Raw genomic sequence first — 22,141 nt, forward strand, 5'->3', positions numbered from 1 at the left:
AGCGCCCACCATACGTTTCCTCAAAAAGAAACGGGCGCACCAGGCGCCCGTTTCCCACATTGCGTCTTGCAGATCCGCTTACTTGCCGATCCAGCCTTCCAGCATGTCGGCGAATTCGTCGGCGTGTTCTTCTTCCTGCTCCAGGATCGACTCCAGGATGCGCTTGGTCGTGGTGTCCTTGTCGCCGATGTAGTTGATCATCTGGCGATAGCTGTCGATCGCGATGCGCTCGGCGATCAGGTTTTCCTTGACCATGTCGCGCAGGTCGGTGCCTTCCTTGTACTCGGCGTGCGAGCGCTTGGACAGCGTGTCCGGGTTGAGGTCCGGTTCGCCGCCCAGCTGGACGATGCGCTCGGCCAGCTTGCCGGCGTGCGCCTGTTCCTGCTGGGCGTGCTCCAGGAACTCGGCCTTGATCGAATCGGCCAGCATGCCCTTGGCCATGAAGTAATGGCGGTAATAGCGCAGCACGCACACGTATTCGGTGGCCAGCGCTTCATTGAGCAGCTTGATCACTTCCTTGCGGTCGGCGGTGTAGCTGTCGGTAATCGCGCCGTCCTCGATGCTCTTGCGCGCGTTGGCACGCAGCGTGGCCTTGTCGGCCAGTTCGCTGGCGGCGGTGTGGTTGAACTTGGTGGCTGATGTCTTGGACATTGGCTTGCCTCGTGGTTGAGTAGAAGGAGATGGATCAGGCCGGAAGCTGTTCCAGCACGTGTTCGGCCGAAGACACGGCGAATTCGCCAGGCGCTTCCAGCCACAGGTGTTTGACCACGCCATCTTCGGCGTAGAGCGCGTAGCGGCGCGAACGCAGGCCCATGCCGTTGCCGCTCAGGTCGACGTCCAGGCCCAGCGCCTTGGTGAGATCGCCACTGCCGTCGGCCAGCAGCTGCAGGCCTTCGGGAATGCCGACGGCTTCACCCCAGGCCTTCATCACGAACGCATCGTTGACCGAGATGCAGTACACCTCGATGCCGCGTTTGCGGAAGTCGTCGAAGTGGGCGATGTAGCCGGGCAGGTGACGTTCGGAGCAGGTCGGCGTGAACGCCCCCGGCACCCCGAACATCACCACCTTGTGCGCGCCGAACAACGTCGGCGTATCGACCTTTTCCACGCCCTGGCGGATGCGGGTCAGGGTGGTCTCGGGAATGCGTTCGCCGCTCTGGATGGTCATCGTTTCGGTCTTGGTGGGAGGCCCGGGCCGCACTGGCCCCTGCATGAACACCACCCTAGGAGCGCCGATGGCAAGGGCATGTCAAAACCCTTGAAAACGCCGGGCGGGCGCTCATCTGTTGGTCATGGAGGCCACGGGCCCCTGCCGCACGGGCCTGATCCGCGACGGCAACCAGACAGGAGACTGCAATGAGTTTTGTGCGCTATCACGGCTGGGCGGGTCGCCCGGCACAGGCCGATCTGGGCCGCGTCATCGAGCGTTTCGTCCAGGCCAACCAGGCCGCTGAACAGGGTGGCTGGTCGCCGCGCGTGGACGTGAAGGAAGAAGCCAGCCGCTTCGTGATCTTCGTCGACGTCCCGGGCGTGGACCTGGATGCGATCGAGGTGCAGATGGACAAGAACGTCCTGAGCATCAAGGGGGAGCGGACTGCACCGCAGGCCGAAGAGGACCAGCGCTTCTCGCGCCAGGAACGTCGCCACGGCACGTTCGCGCGCAGCTTCACGCTGCCGGAAGCGGCCGATGCCGATGGCATCGTCGCGACCGGTCGCAACGGCGTGCTGGAAGTGGTGATTCCCAAGCGGGCGCAGGTCGCGCCGCGTCGGATCCAGGTGGGACACGAGTCGATCCAGTAACCTGTGCAGGTCGGCCCGGCTCAGCCGGGCACATGTGCGGGTGTCGAGGCGCGGATATGCGCTTCGGGGCCAGGATCAAGCCCGCGACTGCAAGGTCGCGGGCTTTCTTGCGGAGGTGCGATGGAATTCAAGGACTACTACCAGACGCTCGGCGTCGAGCCGTCGGCGGGCGAAGCGGAGATCAAGACCGCGTATCGCCGGCTGGCGCGCAAATATCATCCCGACGTCAGCAAGGAAGCCGACGCCGAAGACAAGTTCAAGGCCGTCAACGAGGCCTACGAAGCGCTGCGCGATCCTGAAAAGCGTGCCGCCTACGACCAGCTGCGCGCGCGCGGCTATCGGCCGGGCCAGGAATACCAGCCGCAGGATTTCGGCGGGCGCGGGCCGGGGCAGGGCTATGACTTCGATGAAGTGTTCGGCGGCGCCGGTGGCGGCGGGGCCGGCTTCAGCGATTTCTTCGAGAACCTGTTCGGCCAGCGTCGTGGCGGCGGCCCGGGTTTTGGCGGCGGCCAGGCACCGCGCGGCGACACGCGCGCCAAGCTGTCGGTGCCGTTGAAGGCGGTCTACGAGGGTAGTAGCCTGCGCGTGACCGTCAACGGCAAGCAGCTGGACCTGCGCGTGCCCAAGGGCATCAAGCCGGGCCAGGCGATCCGCCTGACCGGGCAGGGCAACGGCGGTGGCAACCTGCTGCTGGAAGTGGAATACGCGGCCGACCCGCAGTTCGAGGTCGACGGCAGCAACGTGATCCACGTGCTGCAGGTGAACCCATGGGACGCAGCGCTGGGCGCCACGATCAGCGTGCCGACCCTGGGCGGCTCGGTGGAACTGAAGATCCCGGCCGGGTCGGAAGCCGGCCGCAAGCTGCGCCTGCGCGGCCGCGGCCTGCCGGGCACCACGCCGGGTGACCAGATCGTCGAACTGGAGATCACCGCGCCGCGCGCGGAGACCGACGCCCAGCGCAAGGCCTACGAGAAGCTGGCCAAGGCCTTCGCCGACAGCTGAGCCGGGCGGTCATCGCGGGAATGAAAACGGGCGCCCCGCGGCGCCCGTTCTCGTTTGCATCCTGATGCTGGATCAGGCCGCCGGTGGCTGCTCGCTGCTGGCGCTGAGGATGCGCTCGATCACCTCGGACAGTTCGTCTTCGGAGAACGGCTTGGTCAGGTACGCCTTGGCGCCCTGGCGCATGCCCCACATGCGGTCGGTGTCCTGGTCCTTGGTGGTCACCAGAATCACCGGGATGTGCTTGGTGGTGGTCTCGCGGCTCAGCTGGCGCGTGGCCTGGAAGCCATTGAGGTTAGGCATCACCACGTCCATCAGCACCATGTCGGGCAGCTCGCGCTTGGCCACTTCCACGCCCTGCGCGCCGTCCTCGGCGGTGATCCACTCATGTCCCAGCTTTTCCACGATCCGCTGGATGCCCAGCAGCTGCGACGGTGAATCGTCGACGATGAGAATACGTGCCATGCAATTACCCCTGGTTGTCCCCAGCCGGATTGTAGAGGCGTTTGATGACGCAGCGTAAGACAGCGTTGCCGTCTGTGCGGGTCGGGCTTCCTTCCGTCCGCCCAGGGCGCGCGCGACGTGATCAAGTTCACGCCGCGGGCGCGGGAACGGCCGGGGAAACAGGGCTTACGGTCGGCCGGGGACTGGCACTTCCTATTTTGAGAACTGCAGCGATGCGCGGCGCATGAACGATCGCGCCGCGCGGCGTTGGCTTACTTGATCACGCTTGCGCGCTTCTCATCGATCCACTTGCTCGCCTGCGCCGGCGTATAGGCCTGCATCCAGCCGAGCATCGCGTCGATGTCCTCGCCGTACCACAGGTCGGCGCGCTGGGCGGCGTGCAGGAAGCGCTCCTCGACCATGCGATCGATCATGCCGATCAGCGGCGCGTAGAAGCCGTCCATGTCCAGGAACGCGCACGGCTTGTTGCCGATGCCCAGCTGGCGCCAAGTGAGCATCTCGAAGATCTCTTCCATCGTGCCGAAGCCGCCGGGCAAGGTGACGAAGCCATCGGCCAGTTCGAACATGCGCATTTTGCGCTCGTGCATCGAACCGACGATCTCCAGCTCGGTCAGGCCGCGGTGCGCGACTTCCCAGTCGGCCAGCTGCTGCGGGATGACGCCGGTGACTTCGCCGCCGGCTTCGAGCACGGCGTTGGCCACGGTGCCCATCAGGCCGACGTTGCCGCCGCCGTAGACCAGGCGCAGGCCATCGGCGGCCAGCCGCTTGCCCAGTTCGGCAGCGCGCTGGGCGTAGATCGGCTTGGAGCCGGCGTTGGAGCCGCAGTAGACGCAGACGGTTTTCATACGGGTGATTCCTCTTGCTTGAACTTGGAAAGACAGGTGATCAGCGCGGCAGCGTGCGCCGCAGGATGCGGGTCATCGCGGTGCGCCCGACGCCGATCAGGACCGCACCGACCGGCAGCAACAGTGGCTGGCGCAGCAGCAGCGCCGCGACCAGCGTCGCCAGGCCGGCGATCCACAAGGCGCCGGCGCCGATCTTGAGCTGCGTGGTCGATGCCATGCGAGGCCTGTGCGAAAGGGAGGCGGCGGAAACGAAAGAAGGCTCCGTCGCGAGACGAAGCCTTCTTCGACCAGCCACCTGGGTGGCTTAGTTTGCCTTGTGGATCGCGCGCTTGCTGACGGCCATGGCGGCGTCGTGGATGGCTTCGGACAGGGTCGGATGCGCATGGCAGATGCGCGCCAGATCGTCGGCCGAACCGCTGAACTCCATGGTCAGCACGCCTTCGTGGACCAGCTCGGACACGCCCACGCCCACCAGGTGCATGCCCAGCACGCGGTCGGTTTCAGCATGCGCGATCACCTTGACGAAGCCGGCCGGCTCGCCCATCGCCACGGCGCGGCCGATGGCGGCGAACGGGAAGCTGCCCGCCTTGTACGGCACGCCTTCGGCCTTGAGCTGCTGCTCGGTCTTGCCAACCCAGGCAATCTCCGGCTCGGTGTAGATGACCCACGGAATGGTGTCCATGTTCACGTGGCCCGGCAGGCCGGCGATCAGCTCGGCCACGGCGATACCTTCCTCGAAGCCCTTGTGCGCCAGCATCGGGCCGCGCACGCAGTCGCCCACGGCCCAGACGCCATCGACGCCGGTGTGGCAATGTTCGTCGACCTCGATGCGGCCACGGTCGTCGACCTTGACGCCGGTGCCTTCGGCCAGCAGGCCCTTGGTGGCGGCCTTGCGGCCCACAGCCACCAGCAGCTTGTCCACGGTCAGGGTCTTCTCGCCTTCGCCATCGGCGTAGGTGACGACCACTTCCTGCTTCTTGCCCTTGCCGGTGATTTCGGTCTTGCTGACCTTGGCGCCGAGCTTGATCTCCAGGCCCTGCTTCTTGAATTCCTTCAGCGCGGTCTTGGCCACTTCGGCATCGGCCAGCGCCAGGAAGTCTGGCAGCGCTTCGAGGATGGTGACCTCGGCGCCCAGGCGCTTCCACACGCTGCCCAGCTCCAGGCCGATCACGCCGGCGCCGATCACGGCCAGGCGCTTGGGCACTTCGGTGAAGTCCAGCGCGCCGACGTTGTCGACGATGGTCTCGCCATCGAACTTGGCGAACGGCAGCTCGATCGAATCCGAGCCGGCCGCGATGATGACGTTGGTGCCCTTCAGCTCGATCTCGCCACCTTCGTGCTGGGCGACCTTGACGATGTTGCCCGGCTGCAGCTCACCGAAGCCGTAGTACGGGGTGATCTTGTTCGCCTTGAACAGCATCGCGATGCCGCCGGTGAACTGCTTCACGATCTTGTCCTTGCGGCCGACCATGGTCGCCACGTCGATCTTGGCGTCCTTGAAGGTGATGCCGTGGTCGCCGAACAGGTGGCCCATGTTCCAGAACTGGCGCGAGGAATCGAGCATCGCCTTGGACGGGATGCAGCCCACGCGCAGGCAGGTGCCGCCCAGGGCCGGCTTGCCATCCTTGCCCAGCGCCGCGTCGATGCACGCGACCTTCAGGCCCAGCTGTGCGGCACGGATGGCCGCGTGATAGCCGGCAGGGCCGGCACCGATGACGACGACGTCGTAGTTCTCTGCCATTTGGAGATTCCTTCTTTTCCCTTCCCCCCTCGGGAGAAGGTGGCGCGTAGCGCCGGATGAGGGTGTGCCGCGATCGCCTATCAGTCGATGGCGATCTGGAGCGAGCCACTGCGAGAGGTTGAGGTGAACAGCCGGCCGCTCACTGTTGTGGCTCGCGGCGGCTCGTTCATCGTGGTCGAGCTGGGAAGGGTCGGCTTGGCGCCCCCAACCCCTGTCCCGGTGGGAGAGGGGCTCGAAGCACTTACAGGCCGAACAGCATCCGGCCCGGGTTTTCCAGCTGGTTCTTGATGTCCACCAGGAACTGCACCGAGTCCTTGCCGTCGATGATGCGGTGGTCGTAGGACAGCGCCAGATACATCATCGGCGCGACCACGACCTGGCCGTTTTCGGCGATCGGACGCTCCTTGATGGCGTGCATGCCCAGGATCGCGCTCTGCGGCGGGTTGATGATCGGCGTGGACAGCAGCGAGCCGAAGGTGCCGCCGTTGGTGATGGTGAAGGTGCCGCCCTGCAGGTCATCCAGGCCCAGCTTGCCGGCGCGGGCCTTGGCCGCGTAGTCGGCGATGCCCTGTTCGACATCGGCGAAGGACTGGCGCTCGACGTTGCGCAGCACCGGCGTCACCAGGCCCTTGTCGGTCGACACGGCGATCGAGATGTCGCTGTAGCCGTGGTAGATGATGTCGTCGCCGTCGATCGAGGCGTTGACCAGCGGGAAGCGCTGCAGCGCGTTGGCGGCGGCCTTGACGAAGAAGCTCATGAAACCGAGCTTGATGCCGTGGGCCTTCTGGAACTCGTCCTGCAGTTCCTTGCGCGCGGCCGAGACCTTGGCGAGGTTGACCTCGTTGAAGGTGGTCAGCATCGCGGTGGAATTCTTGGACTCCATCAGGCGTTTGGCAATCGTCTTGCGCACGCGGGTCATCGCGACACGCTCTTCCGGACGCGCGCCGGCGGCCTTGCCCACGCCGCCGGACTTGGCGAAGTTGACGATGTCTTCTTTGGTCACCGCGCCACGACGGCCGGTGCCGTCGACCTGCGCCGGGTCCACGCCTTCGGTGATCGCGCTGAAACGCGCGCCCGGCGGCAGCGAGGCGGTGTCGCCGGCGGCCTTGGGCGCTTCGACCTTGGCGGCCTTCGGCGCTTCGGCCGCCTTGGGCGCTTCAGCCGCCTTGGGCGCTTCAGCCTTCTTTTCTTCGGCGGCGGGCTTGGCTTCGGCCGGGGCCGCAGCGGCGACGGCGCCTTCCTCGATGATGGCCAGCAGCTGCGAGGAGGTCACGGTGTCGCCTTCAGCGAACTTGATCTCCTTCAGCACGCCATCGACGGGCGAGGGCACTTCCAGGACGACCTTGTCGGTCTCCAGGTCCAACAGGTTCTCATCGCGCTTGACGGCGTCGCCGACCTTCTTGTGCCAGCTGGCGATGGTGGCGTCGGAAACGGATTCGGGAAGTACCGGAACTTTGACTTCGGTTGCCATGCGGGGAGCGTCCTAGATTTCTCTTCGGGTAGGTATTGGGAAGTGCTTGGGGTTTATTCGGCGACGACGTCGACGAACGGATTGACCAGCGCGTCGGCAACCAGCTTCTGCTGCTCGATGACGTGCTCGGCCAGGTGACCGGCCGCCGGCGAGGGCGAACGGGCACGGCCGGCGTAGTGGAGCTCCTGCTTGCTGCCCAGGCAGGCCTGCAGGTGGTGCTTGATCTGGTACCAGGCACCCTGGTTCTGCGGTTCTTCCTGGCACCAGACCAGGTCGGTGGCCTTGCCGTACTTCTTCATCTCGGCGGTCAGGGCTTCGCGCGGGAACGGGTACAGCTGCTCGACGCGAATGATCGCCACGTCGTCCTGCTCGCGCTTGGTGGCGTCCTCGAGCAGGTCGTAATAGACCTTGCCCGAGCAGGCCACGACGCGCTTGACCTTCTTCGGGTCGGCCTTGGCGTCGCCGATCAGGTGCTGGAACTCGCCATTGGCCAGCTCGTCCAGGGTCGACACGGCCAGCTTGTGGCGCAGCAGCGACTTGGGCGTCATCACGATCAGCGGCTTGCGCGTGGTCATGCGCATCTGGCGACGGATCATGTGGAAGCACTGGGCCGGGGTGGTCGGCACGCAGACCAGCATGTTCTCCAGCGCGCACAGCTGCAGGAAGCGCTCCAGGCGGGCCGAGCTGTGCTCGGGGCCTTGGCCCTCGTAGCCGTGCGGCAGGAACAGCGCCAGGCCGGTGATACGGCCCCACTTGGCCTCGCCGGCGGCGATGAACTGGTCGATCACCACTTGCGCGCCGTTGGCGAAGTCGCCGAACTGCGCTTCCCAGATGCACAGGGCATTGGGATCGGTCGTGGAGTAGCCGTACTCGAAGCCCATCACCGCTTCTTCGCTCAGCAGCGAGTCGATGACGGTGGCGTCCTGCGGGTCGTCGACCAGCTGGCGCAGCGGCAGGTAATAGCTGTCGGTCTTCTGGTCATGCAGGATCGCGTGACGGTGGAAGAACGTGCCGCGGCCGGCGTCCTGGCCGACCAGGCGCAGGGTGTGGCCTTCGGACAGGATCGTGGCGTAGGCCAGGTTCTCGGCGAAGCCCCAGTCGGCGCCCAGCTCGCCCTCGGTCATCTTGGCGCGGTCTTCGTAGATCTTGGCCACCCGCGGATGCAGGGTCACGCCTTCCGGGATCGTGGTGATGATCTTGGCCAGCTGCTTGAGCTTGGACGACTTGACCGTGGTGTCGACCGGATCGCTCAGCTTGCCCGACAGGTACTTGGACCAGTCGATGGCCAGCGGATCGCGCTCGGGCTTGGCCAGGTCGGTGGTGTATTCGCCCGAGTCCAGCTTGTCGCGATAGCTGTCGACCATCGCCTTGGCGTCGCCTTCGGCGATCACGCCGGCTTTTTCAAGCTGCTCGGCGTAAAGCTCGCGGGTGGTCTTGTGCTTGCGGATGACCTGGTACATCACCGGCTGGGTCGCGGCGGGCTCGTCGGCCTCGTTGTGACCCCAACGGCGGTAGCAGATCAGGTCGATGACCACGTCCTTCTTGAACTGCTGACGGAAGTCGTAGGCCAGGTTGGCGGCGAACACCACCGCTTCGGGGTCATCGCCATTCACGTGCAGGACCGGCGCGGAGACCATCTTGGCCACGTCGGTGCAGTACAGGGTCGAGCGCGCGTCGTCGCGGGCGCTGGTGGTGAAGCCGACCTGGTTGTTGATGACGATGTGCACGGTGCCGCCGATGGCGAAGCCACGGGCCTGCGACATCTGCAGCAGTTCCATCACCACGCCCTGGCCGGCAAATGCGGCGTCGCCGTGGATCAGGACCGGCAGCACGTGCTTGCGCTCGGTGTCGCTGTAGCGCTCCTGGCGCGAACGCACGGAGCCGGCGACCACCGGGTCGACGATTTCCAGGTGCGAGGGGTTGAACGCCAGCGCCAGGTGGACCGGGCCGCCCGGGGTGGAGATGTCGGCCGAGAAACCCATGTGGTACTTCACGTCGCCGCTGCTGGCGCGGTCATCGTGGGCGTGCTCGAACTTGCCTTCAAACTCGTCGAACAGCTTGCGCGGGTTCTTGCCCAGGGTGTTGACCAGCACGTTGAGGCGGCCTCGGTGGGCCATGCCCACGGCGATGTCGCGCACCGCGTCGCCACCGGCGCGGCGCAGGATCACGTCCATCATCGGGATCAGCGAGTCGCCGCCTTCCAGCGAGAAGCGCTTCTGGCCGACGTACTTGGTGTGCAGATAACGCTCAAGGCCTTCAGCGGCAGTAATGCGCTCCAGGGTGCGCTTGCGCGTCTCGGCGTCCAGGCCGTAGTTCCCGCCGGCCTGTTCCAGGCGTTCGTACATCCAGCGACGCTGGTCGTGGTCGGGGATGTGCATGAACTCGGCGCCGATGGAGCCGGTGTAGGTCGACTTCAGCCGGCCCAGCAGGTCACGCAGGACCATGCGCGGCTGTCCGCCGACGCCGCCGGTGCTGAACTCGCTGTCCAGGTCGCGCTCGGTGAGGCTGTGCCATTCCAGGCTCAGGTCGGGCGGCGTGGTCGATTCGGTCAGGTTGAGCGGATCGAGCTTGGCGCCGAGGTGGCCGCGCGAACGGTAGGCCGTGATCAGGCGGCCGACGTGGCGCTCGCGCTCGTCCGAGGGTGCCTCGCCGTTGGCGGCATTGGCGGCCAGCTTGGACGCCTGGGTGATATGGGCGATGGCCACCGAGTGCGGCACGTCGCCGGCTTCGCGGCCTTCGAAACCGTCGAAGAACGCCTTCCACTTGGGGTCGACGCTGTCGGGCGCGACCAGGTACTGCTCATACAGGTCTTCGACATAAGCGGCACTGCCGCCATTGAGCTGGGAGGACTGCGCAAACTGCTTGAGAAGATTGTCCACGATGATTGCCTACGGCGTCTTTTGTGGGTTGGAAAACTCGGGCGGGACAGCCTGGGTGCATCGCCGATCAAGGCGTGCTGTCGCCGCGAAACCATCAAATTATAGGCCTCGGCCTGAATCCGGGCGGGTCCGTGGACGGGATCGTCAGGAGCGTTTGGGGAAATGACCCACTATGCGGGACATTGCCAGTTGCGCCGGAACAGGCGTCTTAAATCCCCAGCGCGCGCAGTTCGGTGCAGGCGCGGGCACGCTCCCAGAAGCGTGCGAATTCTTCGCGCAGCTGGCGGCTGCGGCCGGGTGCGTCCAGCTCGGCTTCGCCTTCGAAGCGGTGACCGAGGGCGCGGAAGTAATAGCCGCCGCCATCGCTGGCGACGAAGGCCGACGGGTACACGCGGTCGACCGGTTCGGTGACCGCACGCAGCACGAAGCTGCTGGGCAGGCGCTGGGCCAGGGTGATCAGGGCCGAGCCGGCGCGCTGGGGCGTGTCCGGGTCCTGCATGAGGATGCGGATTTCGGCGCCGCGGTGGCGTACCGCCAAAGCGCGAAAGGCATCCAGCACCGCCGGCGCGTCGAGCAGGCCGGGGTCCAGGTCTCGCGTGTAGATGCAGAGCAGGCCGCGGGTCGCATCGGCCAGGGCCGACACGACCTCGATGGCGTGGGCCTGGTGCTCGACGCTCACTGCGGCTGGCGCAGGTCCAGGTGCATGGACTGGTGCGGGATGCCGACATCGTCGAAGGGCTCGCCATAACGGACGAAGCCGTGCCGGGTATAGAAGCCTTCGTTGGCGACCTGGGCGTACAGGGTCAGCTGTTCCCAGCCCTGCGCGCGGGCCTTTTCGATCATGGCGCGCAACAGCGCCTCGCCGACGCCCTTGCCGCGCCAGGCCTTGAGCACGGCCAGGCGGCTGAAACGGCCGTCCGGGGTGAGCCGGGCGGTGCCGATCGGCGCACCGGTGGCGTTGACCGCCAGCAGGTGGTCGCCGACCGGGTCCATCGAATCCCACTCGGTATCCGGCGGGGCGTGCTGCTCGGCGACGAAGACGGTCTCGCGGACCGCCCGCAAGGCCTCGCGGTCGGAAATGAAGGAGGCAGGGCGCAGGGTGAAATCAGTCGTCGTAGTCGTCGTCATCTTCGTCGGTCCCAGGCAGCACGTAATGGCCCGACGTTACCAGAGCCAACACGGCCTGGCGGCCTTGTTCGCCCAAGGTCTGATATAGCGCGCCATCCAGCTCGCCGACGGCCGCCAGCAGGCGGGCATCGCGCAGGTTCATCGGCAGCGCCTGGCCACTGGCGAACAGCACCGCGCCCTTGGCCGCGCGACGCCAGGCCATGCGCGTCATCGGGTGGCGCTGCAGCAGGCCGCCCTGGTCGAGCGCGACCTCGACCTCGATCAGCGAGGGCGCGACTTCCGGCACCGCGGCTTCGCCGGCGCTGCGATAGGTGGTGATGAAGCGGCCGAACCATTCGCCCAGGCGATCGGGGTCGTTCATGCGCAAGGTATTGAGCGCCTCGACCACGCGCCCCATCGCCACCGCGTCGATCTCGTTCGGGTCGGCCGGCGGGGCCAGGTCGCGATCCTGGTAGCGCGTGGATTCGTCGGCGTCGGCGACCAGGGCGTCCAGGTAATCGGCGATCAGCTCGGCCGACGACGGTGCGCGCATGCCGACCGAGAAGGTCAGGCACGGGTCCTCGGCCACGCCGTGGTGCGGTACGCCCGGCGGCAGGTAGAGCATGTCGCCCGGGCCCAGCACCCACTCGTGGGTCGGGGTGAACTCACGCAGCAGCTTGAGTTCGACATCGTCGCGGAAGCCCAGTGGCGGCTTGGGGCCGGCATCGATCTGCCAGCGGCGATGGCCGTGGGCCTGCAGCAGGAACACGTCGTACTGGTCCACGTGCGCGCCGACCGAGCCGCCGGTCGCGGCGAAGCTGACCATGATGTCGTCGATGCGCCAGCGCGGCAGGAAGTCGAACGCCTCCAGCAGCGCGGCGATGTCCGGGTCCCACTTGTCCACGTCCTGCACCAGCAGGGTCCAGTCGTGGTCGGGCATGCCGGGGAATTCGTCTTCCTGGAAGGGGCCGCTGCGCACCGACCAGCCGTCGCGGGCGCGGTCGTAGGTGATCAGGCGCGAGAGCGCGGCTTCCTCGCAGGCCAGGCCGGCCAGGTCGCCAGGCTCGATCGGCGAAACGAAATCGGGGAAGGCGTTGCGGATCAGTAGCGGGCGCTTCTGCCAGTAGCGGCGCAGGAACAACTGCGGCGTCATTCCCAGCGGCGCGAGCTTGGAGGCGTCGACTTCGATGGGCGGCAGGGCGGCGGAGCTGGCGGGTTTCTTGGAAGGCTTCATGGGGTCGCGATGGTGTCATAGCCGCGCCCGGTGAACTGCAGCAGGCACCAGCCGTGGCCGAACGGATCGGCGAGCTGGACGATGCGGCCCCAGTCCTGGGTGCGGATGTCGGTTTCGGGATGCAGGCCTGCGGTTTGCGCGCGGGCCAGCGAGGATTCGAGGTCGTCGACCACCACGTCCAGGTGGATCGGCGTCCAGTGGCGATCGTAGGTTCTGCTTGCGCCTGCGGCGGCGGGCGTGCCGTCGGCCTGGGCCAGCAGGTAAATCGGCGCGGCGGCGCCGAGCAGTTCCACCGCGCCGTCGCCGAAGCGGCGGCCGAGGGTCAGGCCGAACGCCGCCGTGTACAGCGCTTCGGCGGCGGGCAGGTCGGGCACGTCGATGTTGATCAGCAGGTGCATGGCGCGCCTTCGGTCATCGACGTGGGCTGGCTCAGATCGCCTTGGCCAGCGTCGCGGCCAGGCCGGTGTAACGGCCCGGGGTGAGGTCGCGCAGGCGCTGCTTGTCCTCGGCGGGCAGGTCCAGCGATTCGACGAAGCTGCGCATCGAGTCGGCGGTGATGCCCTGGCCGCGGGTCAGCGCCTTGAGCTGTTCGTACGGGTTGGGCAGGCCGTGGCGACGCATGACGGTCTGCACGGCTTCGGCCAGCACTTCCCAGGCGGCATCCAGGTCGGCATCCAGGCGCTCGGGGGCGACGGTCAGCTTGCCCAGCCCCTTGGCCAGCGAGTCCAGCGCCACCTGGCTGTGGCCGAACGCGGTGCCCAGCCCGCGCAACACGGTCGAGTCGGTCAGGTCGCGCTGCCAGCGGCTGATCGGCAGCTTGGCGCTGAAATGCTCGAACAGCGCATTGGCCACGCCGAAGTTGCCTTCCGCATTTTCGAAGTCGATCGGGTTGACCTTGTGCGGCATGGTCGAAGAGCCGACTTCGCCTTCTTTCAGACGTTGCTTGAAGTAGCCCAGCGAGATGTAGCCCCAGATGTCGCGCGACAGGTCGATCAGGATCGTGTTGGCGCGGCGGCTGGCATCGCCCAGCTCGGCGACGTTGTCGTGCGGCTCGATCTGGGTGGTGTACGGGTTGAACACCAGGCCCAGGCCTTCGACGAAGCGCTTGGCGAACGCCTGCCAATCCACGTCCGGGTAGCTCACCAGGTGGGCGTTGTAGTTGCCGACCGCGCCGTTGATCTTGGCGGTCAGTTCGACGCCGGCGATCTGCCTGATCTGGCGCTCCAGGCGTGCGACGACATTGGCGATTTCCTTGCCCAGCGTGGTCGGCGAGGCGGTCTGGCCGTGGGTGCGAGAGAGCATCGGCTGGTCGGCCTGGGCGTGGGCCAGGGTACGCAGGCCGGCGGCGACGCCTTCCAGGCTGGGCAGCAGCACGTCGCGTCGCGCCTGCGCCAGCATCAAGCCGTAGGAGAGGTTGTTGATGTCCTCGCTGGTGCAGGCGAAGTGGACGAATTCCAGCGCCGGGCCCAGCGCGGCATCGTCCTTCAGCTGCTCCTTGATGAAGTACTCCACGGCCTTGACGTCGTGATTGGTGGTGCGCTCGATCTCCTTCACCCGCGCGGCCTGCTCGACGCTGAAGTCCTCGGCCAGCGCGCGCAGCTTGGCGGTCGCGGCGGCGTCGAAGGGCGCCAGCTCGACGATGCCCGGCTCGGCGGCCAGGGCCAGCAGCCATTCCACTTCGACCTTGATGCGGGCGCGGATCAGGCCGTATTCGGAAAAGATCGGGCGCAGCGCGTCGACCTTGGAGGCGTAACGGCCGTCGAGCGGCGACAGGGCGAGCAGGGTGGCGTTGGTCATGTCAGGCAACTGGCGAAGGGGAAAAGGGGTCTTCGGGTGCGGCGCGTGGGCGCGGCCTGGCAGCCCCGGAGAAGGCCGCACAGTTTACCTGCCTCGCCCCGGTCACGCCCCGGGGCGTATCCTTCGGGGCTTCCAGCCAGCCGTTGCGGACTGACCACCGCGTGCCAGCCGTAGCCTTTCTCCATAAGGAAACACGCTGATGCCGCAGAAGGTCCGAATCGAACACGACAGCATGGGGGAACTGCAGGTTCCCGAAGCCGCCCTGTGGGGCGCCCAGACCCAGCGCGCCGTGCAGAACTTCCCCATTTCCGGCCGGCCGATGCCGCGCGGCTTCATCCGTGCGCTGGGACTGGTCAAGGCCACCGCTGCCGACGTCAATGCCGCGCTGGGCCTGCTGCCCAAGGCCACGGCCAAGGCCGTGCGCAAGGCCGCACTGGAAGTGGCCGAGGGTCATTTTGACGAGCATTTCCCGATCGACATCTACCAGACCGGTTCGGGCACCTCGTCCAACATGAATGCCAACGAGGTCATCGCCAACCTCGCTACGCGAGGCGGCAAGGCCGCCATCCACCCCAACGACCACGTCAACCTGGGCCAGAGTTCCAACGACGTGGTGCCGACCGCGATCCGCGTCTCGGCGCAGCTGGCCGTGGTCGAGGACCTGCTGCCGGCGCTGAAACACCTGCGCAAGACCATCGAGGCGCGCGGCAAGGTGCTGGGCAAGATCGTCAAGACCGGCCGCACCCACCTGATGGATGCCATGCCGCTGACCTTCGCCCAGGAGTTCAACACCTGGGCCGCGCAGATCGCATCGGCCGAAGACCGCATCACCGACGCGCTCAAGCGCCTGCGCAGGCTGCCGCTGGGTGGCACCGCGATCGGTACCGGCATCAACGCCGATCCGCGCTTCGGCAAGCAGGTGGCCAAGGCGCTGAGCGAGCTGACCGGCACCAAGTTCGAGAGCGCCGACAACAAGTTCGAAGGCCTGGCCGCGCAGGATGATGCAGTGGAGCTGTCGGGACAGTTCAACGCCCTGGCCGTGGCCCTGATCAAGATCGCCAACGACCTGCGCTGGATGAATTCCGGGCCGCTGGCCGGCCTGGGCGAGATCGAACTGCCGGCACTTCAGCCGGGCAGCTCGATCATGCCGGGCAAGGTCAATCCGGTGATCCCCGAAGCCACGGTGATGGTCTGCGCACAGGTCATCGGCCACCACACCGCGATCACGATTGCCGGCCAGACCGGCAACTTCCAGCTCAACGTGACCCTGCCGCTGATCGCGGCCAACCTGCTGGAATCGGTGCAGCTGCTGTCGAATGTCGCGCGTTTGCTCGCCGATTCGGCCATCGCAGGCCTGACCGTGCGCGAGGACAACGTGCGCAACGCGCTGGACCGCAACCCGATCCTGGTCACCGCACTGAACCCGGTGATCGGCTACGAGAAGGGCGCGGCCATCGCCAAGCAGGCCTACAAGCAGAATCGCCCGGTGATGGAGGTAGCGATCGAAGTCACCGGCATGACCGAGGCTGAACTCAAGCCGCTGCTGGACCCGGCCGCATTGGCCAAGGGCGGCATCCACGGCAAGGCGGGTGGGGGTGGGTGAGCACGAGACGCTTGCGCGGCACTGCCGCGCGTGTCGTGCGAACGCCTCGCGTGCTTCGCGAGGCCGGCGCGCTGAGTAGATCAGGTGGCGAGGCAACGCGATCACGCTGCCAATCGTCTATCGCTCGCACAAAAAAGCCGACGCATGCGTCGGCTTTTTTCCTTCAGCGCATCAAGCCCAGCGTCAGCGGCTTTCCAACCGAATCAGCTCCAAGCTGCCCGCATAAGGCCGCAACTCCGGGAACTCGGCCAGCAGCTCGGTCTGCAGCTGCTTGATCTGCGCATCCGGCGCGATGCTGACCGGCTTGCCCGGATTGGCCTGCAGCTGGTCGAGCACCTGCTGCCGGCGCATCTGCAGCTGGCCGAAATAGTTCTGCAGCACCTGCTGCTTTTCCGGCGGCTGGGGCAGGGCGACGTCGTCCAGCTTGAGCGTGCCGTCGGGCCCGATGCTGACCGCCGCACCCGGCGGCTGGCGCATGGACACTTCCATGCTGGTGACCGAGGTGGCCGGCTTCATGCGCTCGGCGCGGGCCGAGGCACGCTCACCGTTGTCGCCGCAGGCGGTCAGTGAGAGGCCCGCCAGCGTGGCGAGCAACAGGGATTTGATCGAAATACGCATGCATCAATTGTAAGCGATCACCCGGCGAGGCCCGAGATGCTGAGCCTGGCCGGGTGACGTCCGATCGTCAGAAATTCCAGTGCCCGTTCTTGTTGCAGTCCTCGACGTCGGACTGGTCCATCTTGGCGTAGGGCTTGAACTCGGGCTGGGCGGCGGCCCAGGCCTGCTGGGTCTTGAGCAGCTCGGGCAGGCGGGCGCAGAGTTTGTCGACCTGCGGCTTGATGCGCTGCTCGGCCAGGGCTTCGGCCTGCTTGCTGGCCGCTTCGCCGCCCTGGCCGCTCATCAGGCCTTTCAGCGCCGCCGCGGCGGCATCGATGCCGAGCTTGGCGCCTTCCATGCCGATGGCGATGCCATCGCTGGCCACGCCCTGCAGCTGGGTGCGATACGCCTTGCCCAACACGGTCTGCTCGGGCGTCATCGCCACCGGCTTGCCGTCGATCAGCAGCGCGCCGGACGGGGTGAGTTCGGCCTTGGGCAGGGCGTGGTCGCTGTCGCTGAGTGACATGTTCTCGGTGGCCAGTTTCTCCTGGACCTTGGACATTTCCTGCTTGGCGCCTTCCATGCCCTGTGAGGCTTTTTCGAGGCCTTTCTGGGCCTGGTCCATGCCCTGGGCCACCGGGCCACTGCCCGGTTGGCAGGCGGTCAAGGCCAGCAGGCTCGCGATGGCGGCGGCGTGCATCAGTGAAGTCTTCATGGCGTGGTGTTCCGTAAAAAGGGGCGGAAGGTCAGTGGTCTTTGGGCACGTCGACGGTGCCGGTCACGCCATGCTGGTCGATGTCGCCGCTGCCGCGGCTGCGCACGGTCAGGTTGCCGCGCACGTCGTTGACGTTGAGGTCGCCCGAACCGATCGAGCCGACCGTCACGTCGCCGCCGACATCGCGCAGCTCCACGTCGCCCGAACCCACCGAGCCGACGCTCACACTGCCCACGCGCTGCAGCTTGAGATCGCCCGAACCGACGCTGCCGATGTCGGCCTTGCCGGCGACGCGGTTGACTTCGGCATCGCCCGAGCCGATCGAGAGCAGCTTCAACGATGCGGCGCCGTCGAGCTTGAGATCGCCCGAACCGATCTTGGCCGTAACCGGGCCGGCGATGTCGCGCAGGTCGATATCGCCCGAGCCGACATCGGCGCTGGCGGCCTTGGCGCCGGTGAGCGAGGCATCGCCCGAGCCCACGTCCAGCTGCACCAGCACGTCGTTGGGCACGGTGCCGTCCAGGTCCATGTACCAGTAGGTGCTGCCGCTGAAGCTGAAGGTCAGTTTCTTCTCCGGCATCAGGGTGACGACGAGCTTGTCGCCGTCGCGCTGCTGGCTGATCTGCATGTCCTTGAGCAGGTCGGCGCTGGAAGCACAGGCGCGGCCATTCAATGCACCGGCTGCGCCGTTGCCGGCCTTGAGCCGCAAGTCGCTGGAGCCGACCTTGAACAGCACCGATGTGGCGCCGGCCAGGTCCAGCTTGAGGCTGCGCGGCTCGGAGAACTTGCAGTGCGCAGGATCGGCGGCCTGGGCCAGCATCGGCAGGGCCAGCAGCACGGCCGCGGCCAGGGTGGGAAGACGCAGGAAGTGGCGTGACGGATTCATCGCAAAGCTCCTTGGAGGAACGATCAGGCGTCGTCGCGGCGGCGACGGACGATGACGGCCAGGACGATCAGGGCCACGCCCACCGCCGCGCCGATCCACAGATCGGGGTTGGCGTAGATGGACGGGTTGCTGGTGTGGTGCAGGACCATATCCAGCGCCTGGGCGGGGTTCTGGACCGATTGGGTGGCGCTTTCCACGGTCTCGTGGCGCGCCATTTCTGGCGGGATCCAGGCGCCCGGCAGCACGCTCAGCAGGCCGCGGTACATCACCAGGTACCAGACATCGCCCAGCGGCAGGTGCAGGCCCGGCATCGCGCCCATGATGCTGATCACCACGCAGAACAGCAGCGGCACCAACACCGCCCAGAGGAAGGGCACGCGACGCGCCCAGGCCGAGCACAGCATCAGCCAGCCGATCGCCGGCAGCGACCACAGGACGAAGATTGGCAGGGTCGCCAGCATCGTGCCGATCACGCGGAACGGATGCGAGGCGGTGAAGATCGCCCCGGCACCTGGTATGCCGGCAAAGGAGGAGGCCAGGGCGATGATCACCCACAGGCCCAGGCCGATCAGCAGGCCGACCACCAGCGAGATGATCTGGGTCAGCAGCAGCGCCCATGTCAGCTTGGAGGCCACGGTCATCGCGTCGGAGACCGGCAGTGACTTCCAGAACAGCACGCTGCGGTCGCTGCGATCGTTGTAAAGGCTGCCCAGGCAGTAGAAAAACACCACGAAAGCCACCACGATCCCGGCGATGCTGAAGCCGGCCAGCATGGCGACATCGCCGGCAACGCCGTAGCCGGCGGCGATCGCGCCCCAGTCGTCACCAACCGTGTCGCCAGTGCCATGGCTGCGCATCTGGATCGCGCCAATCACCGCGCCCAGCAGGGCGAACAGCAGCACGATGCCGGCGGTGATGGCCTGGGCCCAGAGGAAGCCGCCGCGGTGTTCCCAGTATTCGCGGCGCAGCAGCCAGCCGAATACGCCGGGCTTGGTCAAGGTGCGGGCAGGGGCGTTCATGCGTAGGTTCCTTTCATGATGGCCACGAACAGGTCGGCCAGGCCGGGATTGCGGGTTTCGCCGAGCGCGGCCAGTTGTTCACGCGGCACGCCGTCGAACAGCATCACGGTCTTGCCGAAGGGCAGGGCGCGCTGGTCGATGGGGCGCAGCGCACGGGCCTGTTCGGCCGTGGCTTCGGAGACCAGCAGTTCGGTGTAGCGGGTGCCGACGTCATCCATGGTCGCGGTCAGCGCGATCTTGCCGTCGCGGATGAACATCACGTCGGTGAGGATGTGCTCGATCTCCTCCACCTGGTGGGTAGTGACGATGATCGTCTTGTCCTCGTCGAAGTAATCCTCCAGCAGGCGCTGGTAGAACTGCTTGCGATACAGGATGTCCAGGCCCAGGGTCGGCTCGTCCAGCACCAGCAGCTTGGCGTCGATGGCCATCACCAGCGCCAGGTGCAGCTGGACGATCATGCCCTTGGACATCTCCCGCACACGCAGGTTGGGCTTGAGCTGGGTGCCTTCGAGGAAGCGCATGCACTTGGCGCGGTCAAACCGCGGATGCACGCCGCCGACGAAGTCGATCGCCTCGGACACCTTCATCCAGCGCGGCAGCACGGCCACGTCGGCGATGAAGCAGACCTCGCGCATCAGCTCGTCGCGGCTGTGGCGCGGGTCCATGCCCAGCACTTTCAGTTCGCCCTCGAACGGGGTCAGGCCCAGGATGGCCTTGAGCGCGGTGGTCTTGCCGGCGCCGTTGGGACCGATCAGGCCGACGATGCGGCCGGCGTCGATCAGGAAGCTGGCGCCGTCCAGCGCGGCCTTGTTGCGATAGGTCTTGCGCAGGTTGTTGGCCTGCACGACCGGTGCGGTCACGGCGTTCATTCATTGCCTCCCTTGGGCAGGTCGTCGAGCGTCAGTCCCAGGCGCGCGATGCGCGTGGCCACTGCCGGCCATTCTTCTGTGAGGAATCGTTCGCGCTCGGAGGCCAGCAGCTTCTTGGCAGCCTCCTCGGTCACGAACATGCCCAGGCCGCGGCGTTTCTCGACCAGGGCCTCGTCGGCCAGCTCCTGGTAGGCGCGCGAAACGGTGATGGGGTTGAGCTGGTAGTCGGCCGCCACCTGGCGGACCGAAGGCAGGGCGTCGCCGGGCTTGAGTTCGCCGTCGAGCATCATGGCGATGACCTTTTCCTTGAGTTGGCGGTAGATGGGAGCGCCGTCGCTCCACTGGATGGGTGTCATGGGTTCAGCTCCCGGGTCGCAACAGACGGGCAAAAGAGAAGTAGGGCATCGACAGCGCGCGCCGCCGAGGGTGGATGCCGTCCTGGGCTGGGGAAGGAGTCGGGTCGGTGCTGGTTTCCAGCACCGGCTTGAGCACCACGTCCGCGGCGGCGGCTTCCATGGCCGCCGGCATCGCCGCGGCCTGCTGGGGATGGAGCTGGGCCATCAGGCCCACCACGGCCAGGGCGACCAAGGTCAGCCCGAGCCATGTCGTTCCGGAACTCCTGAGCCTGCTGTCCATCGCGTGCCCCCTGCTTTGGGTGAGTGGTGTTGTAGTCAACTATAACACCAAAGAAAGGGGCGTCAATACCGCTGACATCATTCGTTCACCCAACTAAAGACAGGGGTGCCCGGATTGGGCCGAGAGCCGGTTTCGGGGCGGTCATCGGCTCTGTGACATGCGCGCTGGCCATGCGTGATCAAGTGCCTGCTGAGTGCGTGCCCGGCAGTACATGCGGACAACGCCTGCCTGCTGCGAGCGCACATGCCACAATGTGCGTCTGTCGCGCCGGCTGCACCGGCGCTTTTTGTCGCATGAGGGATGCACCGGATGAAATCGTTTGGCACTTGGGTGGCGGGCGTGTGCCTGGCCTCGGCCCTGATCGGAGGAAACGCAGTGGCGCAGGAAAAGAAGACGCTGGACACCCAGCGTGACAAGGTCAGCTATGCCATCGGCATGGACATTGGCCGTTCGTTCGTGCCGGTGTCCGATTACATCGATCCGGCCAGCCTGCAGGCCGCCCTGCAGGGCGCCATCAAGGGTGAAAAGCCCACGCTGAGCGAAACCGACGCCCAGGCCACCGACACCGCGCTGCGCGCCAACCTGGCCGCCAAGTCCGGCCAGACCCCGCCTGGCCAGCCGCCGGGCACCCAGCCGCCGGCCGTCAACAAGCAGAACGTGGGCACCCTGATCGGTGGCTACATGATCGGCCCCAAGCTGGCCCCGCTGAAGGATGAAGTGGAACTGCCGGTGCTGATGCAGGCCGTGCGCGCGGTGTTCGCCAAGCAGCCCACGCTGCTGACCGAGACCGAAGCGCAGCAGGTCGTGCAGAGCTACGCCAGCGAGCGCCAGGCCGGCCTGGCCCAGCGCAACCGTGACGAAGGCGCGGCCTTCCTGTCCAAGAACAAGGCCGTCAAGGGCGTGGTCACCACCCCGTCGGGCCTGCAGTACATGGTCCTGCGCCAGGGCAGCGGCGAGCGTCCGACCGCCGCCAGCACCGTGCGTGTGAACTACGAAGGCAAGCTGCTGGACGGCACCAAGTTCGACAGCTCCTACGATCGTGGCGAGCCGGCGACCTTCCCGCTGGCCAACGTGGTGCCGGGCTGGACCGAAGGCCTGCAGCTGATGCCGGTGGGCTCCAAGTACCGCTTCTGGGTGCCGGCCTCGCTGGGTTACGGCGCGCAGGGCACGCAGGGCGGCCCGATCGGCCCGGAAGCCACGCTGACCTTCGACGTTGAACTGATCGGCATCGCCAAGTAATGACGGCAACCGACGCCTCGCTGCCTGACGCGTTGGAGCAACGCCTGGTCGAACTGGAGACCAGGCTTGCCTTCCAGGAACATGCCCTGGCCGAGTTGAGCGAAGCCCTGGCTGATGCGCGGGCCGAGGGCAATCGCAACGCCGGCATGATCGGCCACCTGTTGGCCGATCTGCGCAAGGTGCGCACCGAGCTGTACGCAGACCCGGGCGAAGAACCGCCGCCCCCGCACTATTGATCG

The 22,141-nt window shown here is 66.7% G+C and carries 25 protein-coding genes; 5 read left to right on the top strand and 20 right to left on the bottom strand.

The window, feature by feature from the left end; genetic code table 11:
- Positions 1-78 precede the first annotated feature (78 nt).
- Both BMZ17_RS14050 and BMZ17_RS14055 read right to left on the bottom strand, forming a co-directional pair.
- Positions 79-651: a ferritin-like domain-containing protein gene (locus BMZ17_RS14050; RefSeq protein ID WP_093139153.1), complete on the bottom strand. Its 573-nt coding sequence runs from the start codon at positions 649-651 to the stop codon at positions 79-81.
- A 34-nt stretch (positions 652-685) separates the two neighbouring features.
- Positions 686-1,168: a peroxiredoxin gene (locus BMZ17_RS14055; RefSeq protein WP_093139874.1), complete on the bottom strand. Its 483-nt coding sequence runs from the start codon at positions 1,166-1,168 to the stop codon at positions 686-688.
- 188 nt (positions 1,169-1,356) lie between these two features.
- On the opposite strand from BMZ17_RS14055, the gene BMZ17_RS14060 reads away from it, so the two are divergent.
- On the top strand, positions 1,357-1,800 hold the full coding sequence (locus BMZ17_RS14060; protein WP_093139154.1) for an Hsp20/alpha crystallin family protein: 444 nt from the start codon (positions 1,357-1,359) through the stop codon (positions 1,798-1,800).
- Between the two features lie 120 nt (positions 1,801-1,920).
- Positions 1,921-2,802 (top strand): DnaJ C-terminal domain-containing protein, encoded by an 882-nt coding sequence (locus BMZ17_RS14065; protein WP_093139155.1) that lies wholly within the window; start codon positions 1,921-1,923, stop codon positions 2,800-2,802.
- 72 nt (positions 2,803-2,874) lie between these two features.
- On the opposite strand, the gene pilH is transcribed toward BMZ17_RS14065, so the two are convergent.
- From pilH to purB, 11 genes are all read right to left on the bottom strand, one after another.
- Entirely contained in the window at positions 2,875-3,264 is a 390-nt protein-coding gene (pilH, locus tag BMZ17_RS14070; RefSeq protein ID WP_093139156.1) for a twitching motility response regulator PilH, read from the bottom strand.
- A 251-nt stretch (positions 3,265-3,515) separates the two neighbouring features.
- A complete protein-coding gene (locus tag BMZ17_RS14075) occupies positions 3,516-4,109 on the bottom strand; it encodes an LOG family protein (RefSeq protein ID WP_093139157.1) in 594 nt (197 codons plus the stop codon).
- Positions 4,110-4,149: 40 nt separating this feature from the next.
- Positions 4,150-4,326, bottom strand: coding sequence for a hypothetical protein (locus BMZ17_RS21175; protein ID WP_175485593.1), 177 nt, complete (start codon positions 4,324-4,326; stop codon positions 4,150-4,152).
- 87 nt (positions 4,327-4,413) lie between these two features.
- The gene (gene lpdA, locus BMZ17_RS14080; protein ID WP_093139158.1) at positions 4,414-5,850 is read right to left on the bottom strand and encodes a dihydrolipoyl dehydrogenase; all 1,437 of its coding nucleotides are present in this window, start codon (positions 5,848-5,850) and stop codon (positions 4,414-4,416) included.
- Between the two features lie 241 nt (positions 5,851-6,091).
- Positions 6,092-7,321, bottom strand: a complete 1,230-nt coding sequence (sucB, locus tag BMZ17_RS14085) for a dihydrolipoyllysine-residue succinyltransferase (protein ID WP_093139159.1) — start codon at positions 7,319-7,321, stop codon at positions 6,092-6,094.
- Positions 7,322-7,374: 53 nt separating this feature from the next.
- Complete coding sequence (locus tag BMZ17_RS14090; RefSeq protein ID WP_093139160.1) at positions 7,375-10,200, bottom strand: 2-oxoglutarate dehydrogenase E1 component; 2,826 nt, start codon at positions 10,198-10,200, stop codon at positions 7,375-7,377.
- Positions 10,201-10,408: 208 nt separating this feature from the next.
- The gene (locus tag BMZ17_RS21295; RefSeq protein ID WP_254775305.1) at positions 10,409-10,879 is read right to left on the bottom strand and encodes a DUF7931 domain-containing protein; all 471 of its coding nucleotides are present in this window, start codon (positions 10,877-10,879) and stop codon (positions 10,409-10,411) included.
- Positions 10,876-11,328 (bottom strand): GNAT family N-acetyltransferase, encoded by a 453-nt coding sequence (locus BMZ17_RS21300; protein WP_254775306.1) that lies wholly within the window; start codon positions 11,326-11,328, stop codon positions 10,876-10,878. Before BMZ17_RS21300 ends, BMZ17_RS21295 begins: the two co-directional genes overlap by 4 nt.
- The gene (locus BMZ17_RS14100; RefSeq protein WP_093139161.1) at positions 11,306-12,541 is read right to left on the bottom strand and encodes a cupin domain-containing protein; all 1,236 of its coding nucleotides are present in this window, start codon (positions 12,539-12,541) and stop codon (positions 11,306-11,308) included. The genes BMZ17_RS21300 and BMZ17_RS14100 overlap by 23 nt, the downstream gene beginning before the upstream one ends.
- The gene (locus BMZ17_RS14105) at positions 12,538-12,939 is read right to left on the bottom strand and encodes a VOC family protein (protein ID WP_093139162.1); all 402 of its coding nucleotides are present in this window, start codon (positions 12,937-12,939) and stop codon (positions 12,538-12,540) included. Before BMZ17_RS14105 ends, BMZ17_RS14100 begins: the two co-directional genes overlap by 4 nt.
- Before the next feature lie 31 nt (positions 12,940-12,970).
- Positions 12,971-14,338, bottom strand: coding sequence for an adenylosuccinate lyase (gene purB / locus BMZ17_RS14110; RefSeq protein WP_093139163.1), 1,368 nt, complete (start codon positions 14,336-14,338; stop codon positions 12,971-12,973).
- A 199-nt stretch (positions 14,339-14,537) separates the two neighbouring features.
- Between purB and BMZ17_RS14115 the strand changes: the two genes are divergently transcribed.
- On the top strand, positions 14,538-15,941 hold the full coding sequence (locus BMZ17_RS14115; RefSeq protein ID WP_093139164.1) for a class II fumarate hydratase: 1,404 nt from the start codon (positions 14,538-14,540) through the stop codon (positions 15,939-15,941).
- 183 nt (positions 15,942-16,124) lie between these two features.
- On the opposite strand, the gene BMZ17_RS14120 is transcribed toward BMZ17_RS14115, so the two are convergent.
- From BMZ17_RS14120 to BMZ17_RS14150, 7 genes are all read right to left on the bottom strand, one after another.
- Positions 16,125-16,559 (bottom strand): hypothetical protein, encoded by a 435-nt coding sequence (locus tag BMZ17_RS14120; protein ID WP_093139165.1) that lies wholly within the window; start codon positions 16,557-16,559, stop codon positions 16,125-16,127.
- A 67-nt stretch (positions 16,560-16,626) separates the two neighbouring features.
- Positions 16,627-17,253 (bottom strand): YggN family protein, encoded by a 627-nt coding sequence (locus BMZ17_RS14125; protein WP_093139166.1) that lies wholly within the window; start codon positions 17,251-17,253, stop codon positions 16,627-16,629.
- Positions 17,254-17,284: 31 nt separating this feature from the next.
- Entirely contained in the window at positions 17,285-18,118 is an 834-nt protein-coding gene (locus tag BMZ17_RS14130; RefSeq protein WP_093139877.1) for a DUF4097 family beta strand repeat-containing protein, read from the bottom strand.
- 44 nt (positions 18,119-18,162) lie between these two features.
- Positions 18,163-19,158 carry an ABC transporter permease gene (locus BMZ17_RS14135; protein WP_093139167.1) on the bottom strand — a complete coding sequence of 332 codons (996 nt, stop codon included), beginning with the start codon at positions 19,156-19,158 and terminating at the stop codon, positions 18,163-18,165.
- A complete protein-coding gene (locus tag BMZ17_RS14140; RefSeq protein ID WP_093139168.1) occupies positions 19,155-20,027 on the bottom strand; it encodes an ABC transporter ATP-binding protein in 873 nt (290 codons plus the stop codon). The genes BMZ17_RS14135 and BMZ17_RS14140 overlap by 4 nt, the downstream gene beginning before the upstream one ends.
- On the bottom strand, positions 20,024-20,383 hold the full coding sequence (locus BMZ17_RS14145; RefSeq protein WP_093139169.1) for a GntR family transcriptional regulator: 360 nt from the start codon (positions 20,381-20,383) through the stop codon (positions 20,024-20,026). The genes BMZ17_RS14140 and BMZ17_RS14145 overlap by 4 nt, the downstream gene beginning before the upstream one ends.
- 4 nt (positions 20,384-20,387) lie before the next feature.
- Positions 20,388-20,663 carry a hypothetical protein gene (locus BMZ17_RS14150; RefSeq protein ID WP_093139170.1) on the bottom strand — a complete coding sequence of 92 codons (276 nt, stop codon included), beginning with the start codon at positions 20,661-20,663 and terminating at the stop codon, positions 20,388-20,390.
- A gap of 309 nt (positions 20,664-20,972) precedes the next feature.
- Between BMZ17_RS14150 and BMZ17_RS14155 the strand changes: the two genes are divergently transcribed.
- Together BMZ17_RS14155 and BMZ17_RS14160 are read left to right on the top strand one after the other, a co-directional pair.
- Positions 20,973-21,902, top strand: a complete 930-nt coding sequence (locus BMZ17_RS14155) for an FKBP-type peptidyl-prolyl cis-trans isomerase (RefSeq protein WP_093139171.1) — start codon at positions 20,973-20,975, stop codon at positions 21,900-21,902.
- Positions 21,902-22,138 (top strand): SlyX family protein, encoded by a 237-nt coding sequence (locus BMZ17_RS14160; RefSeq protein ID WP_093139172.1) that lies wholly within the window; start codon positions 21,902-21,904, stop codon positions 22,136-22,138. The genes BMZ17_RS14155 and BMZ17_RS14160 overlap by 1 nt, the downstream gene beginning before the upstream one ends.
- Positions 22,139-22,141: the final 3 nt, after the last annotated feature.

This window comes from Pseudoxanthomonas sp. GM95, assembly GCF_900109775.1.
Classification (GTDB): Bacteria; Pseudomonadota; Gammaproteobacteria; order Xanthomonadales; family Xanthomonadaceae; genus Pseudoxanthomonas_A.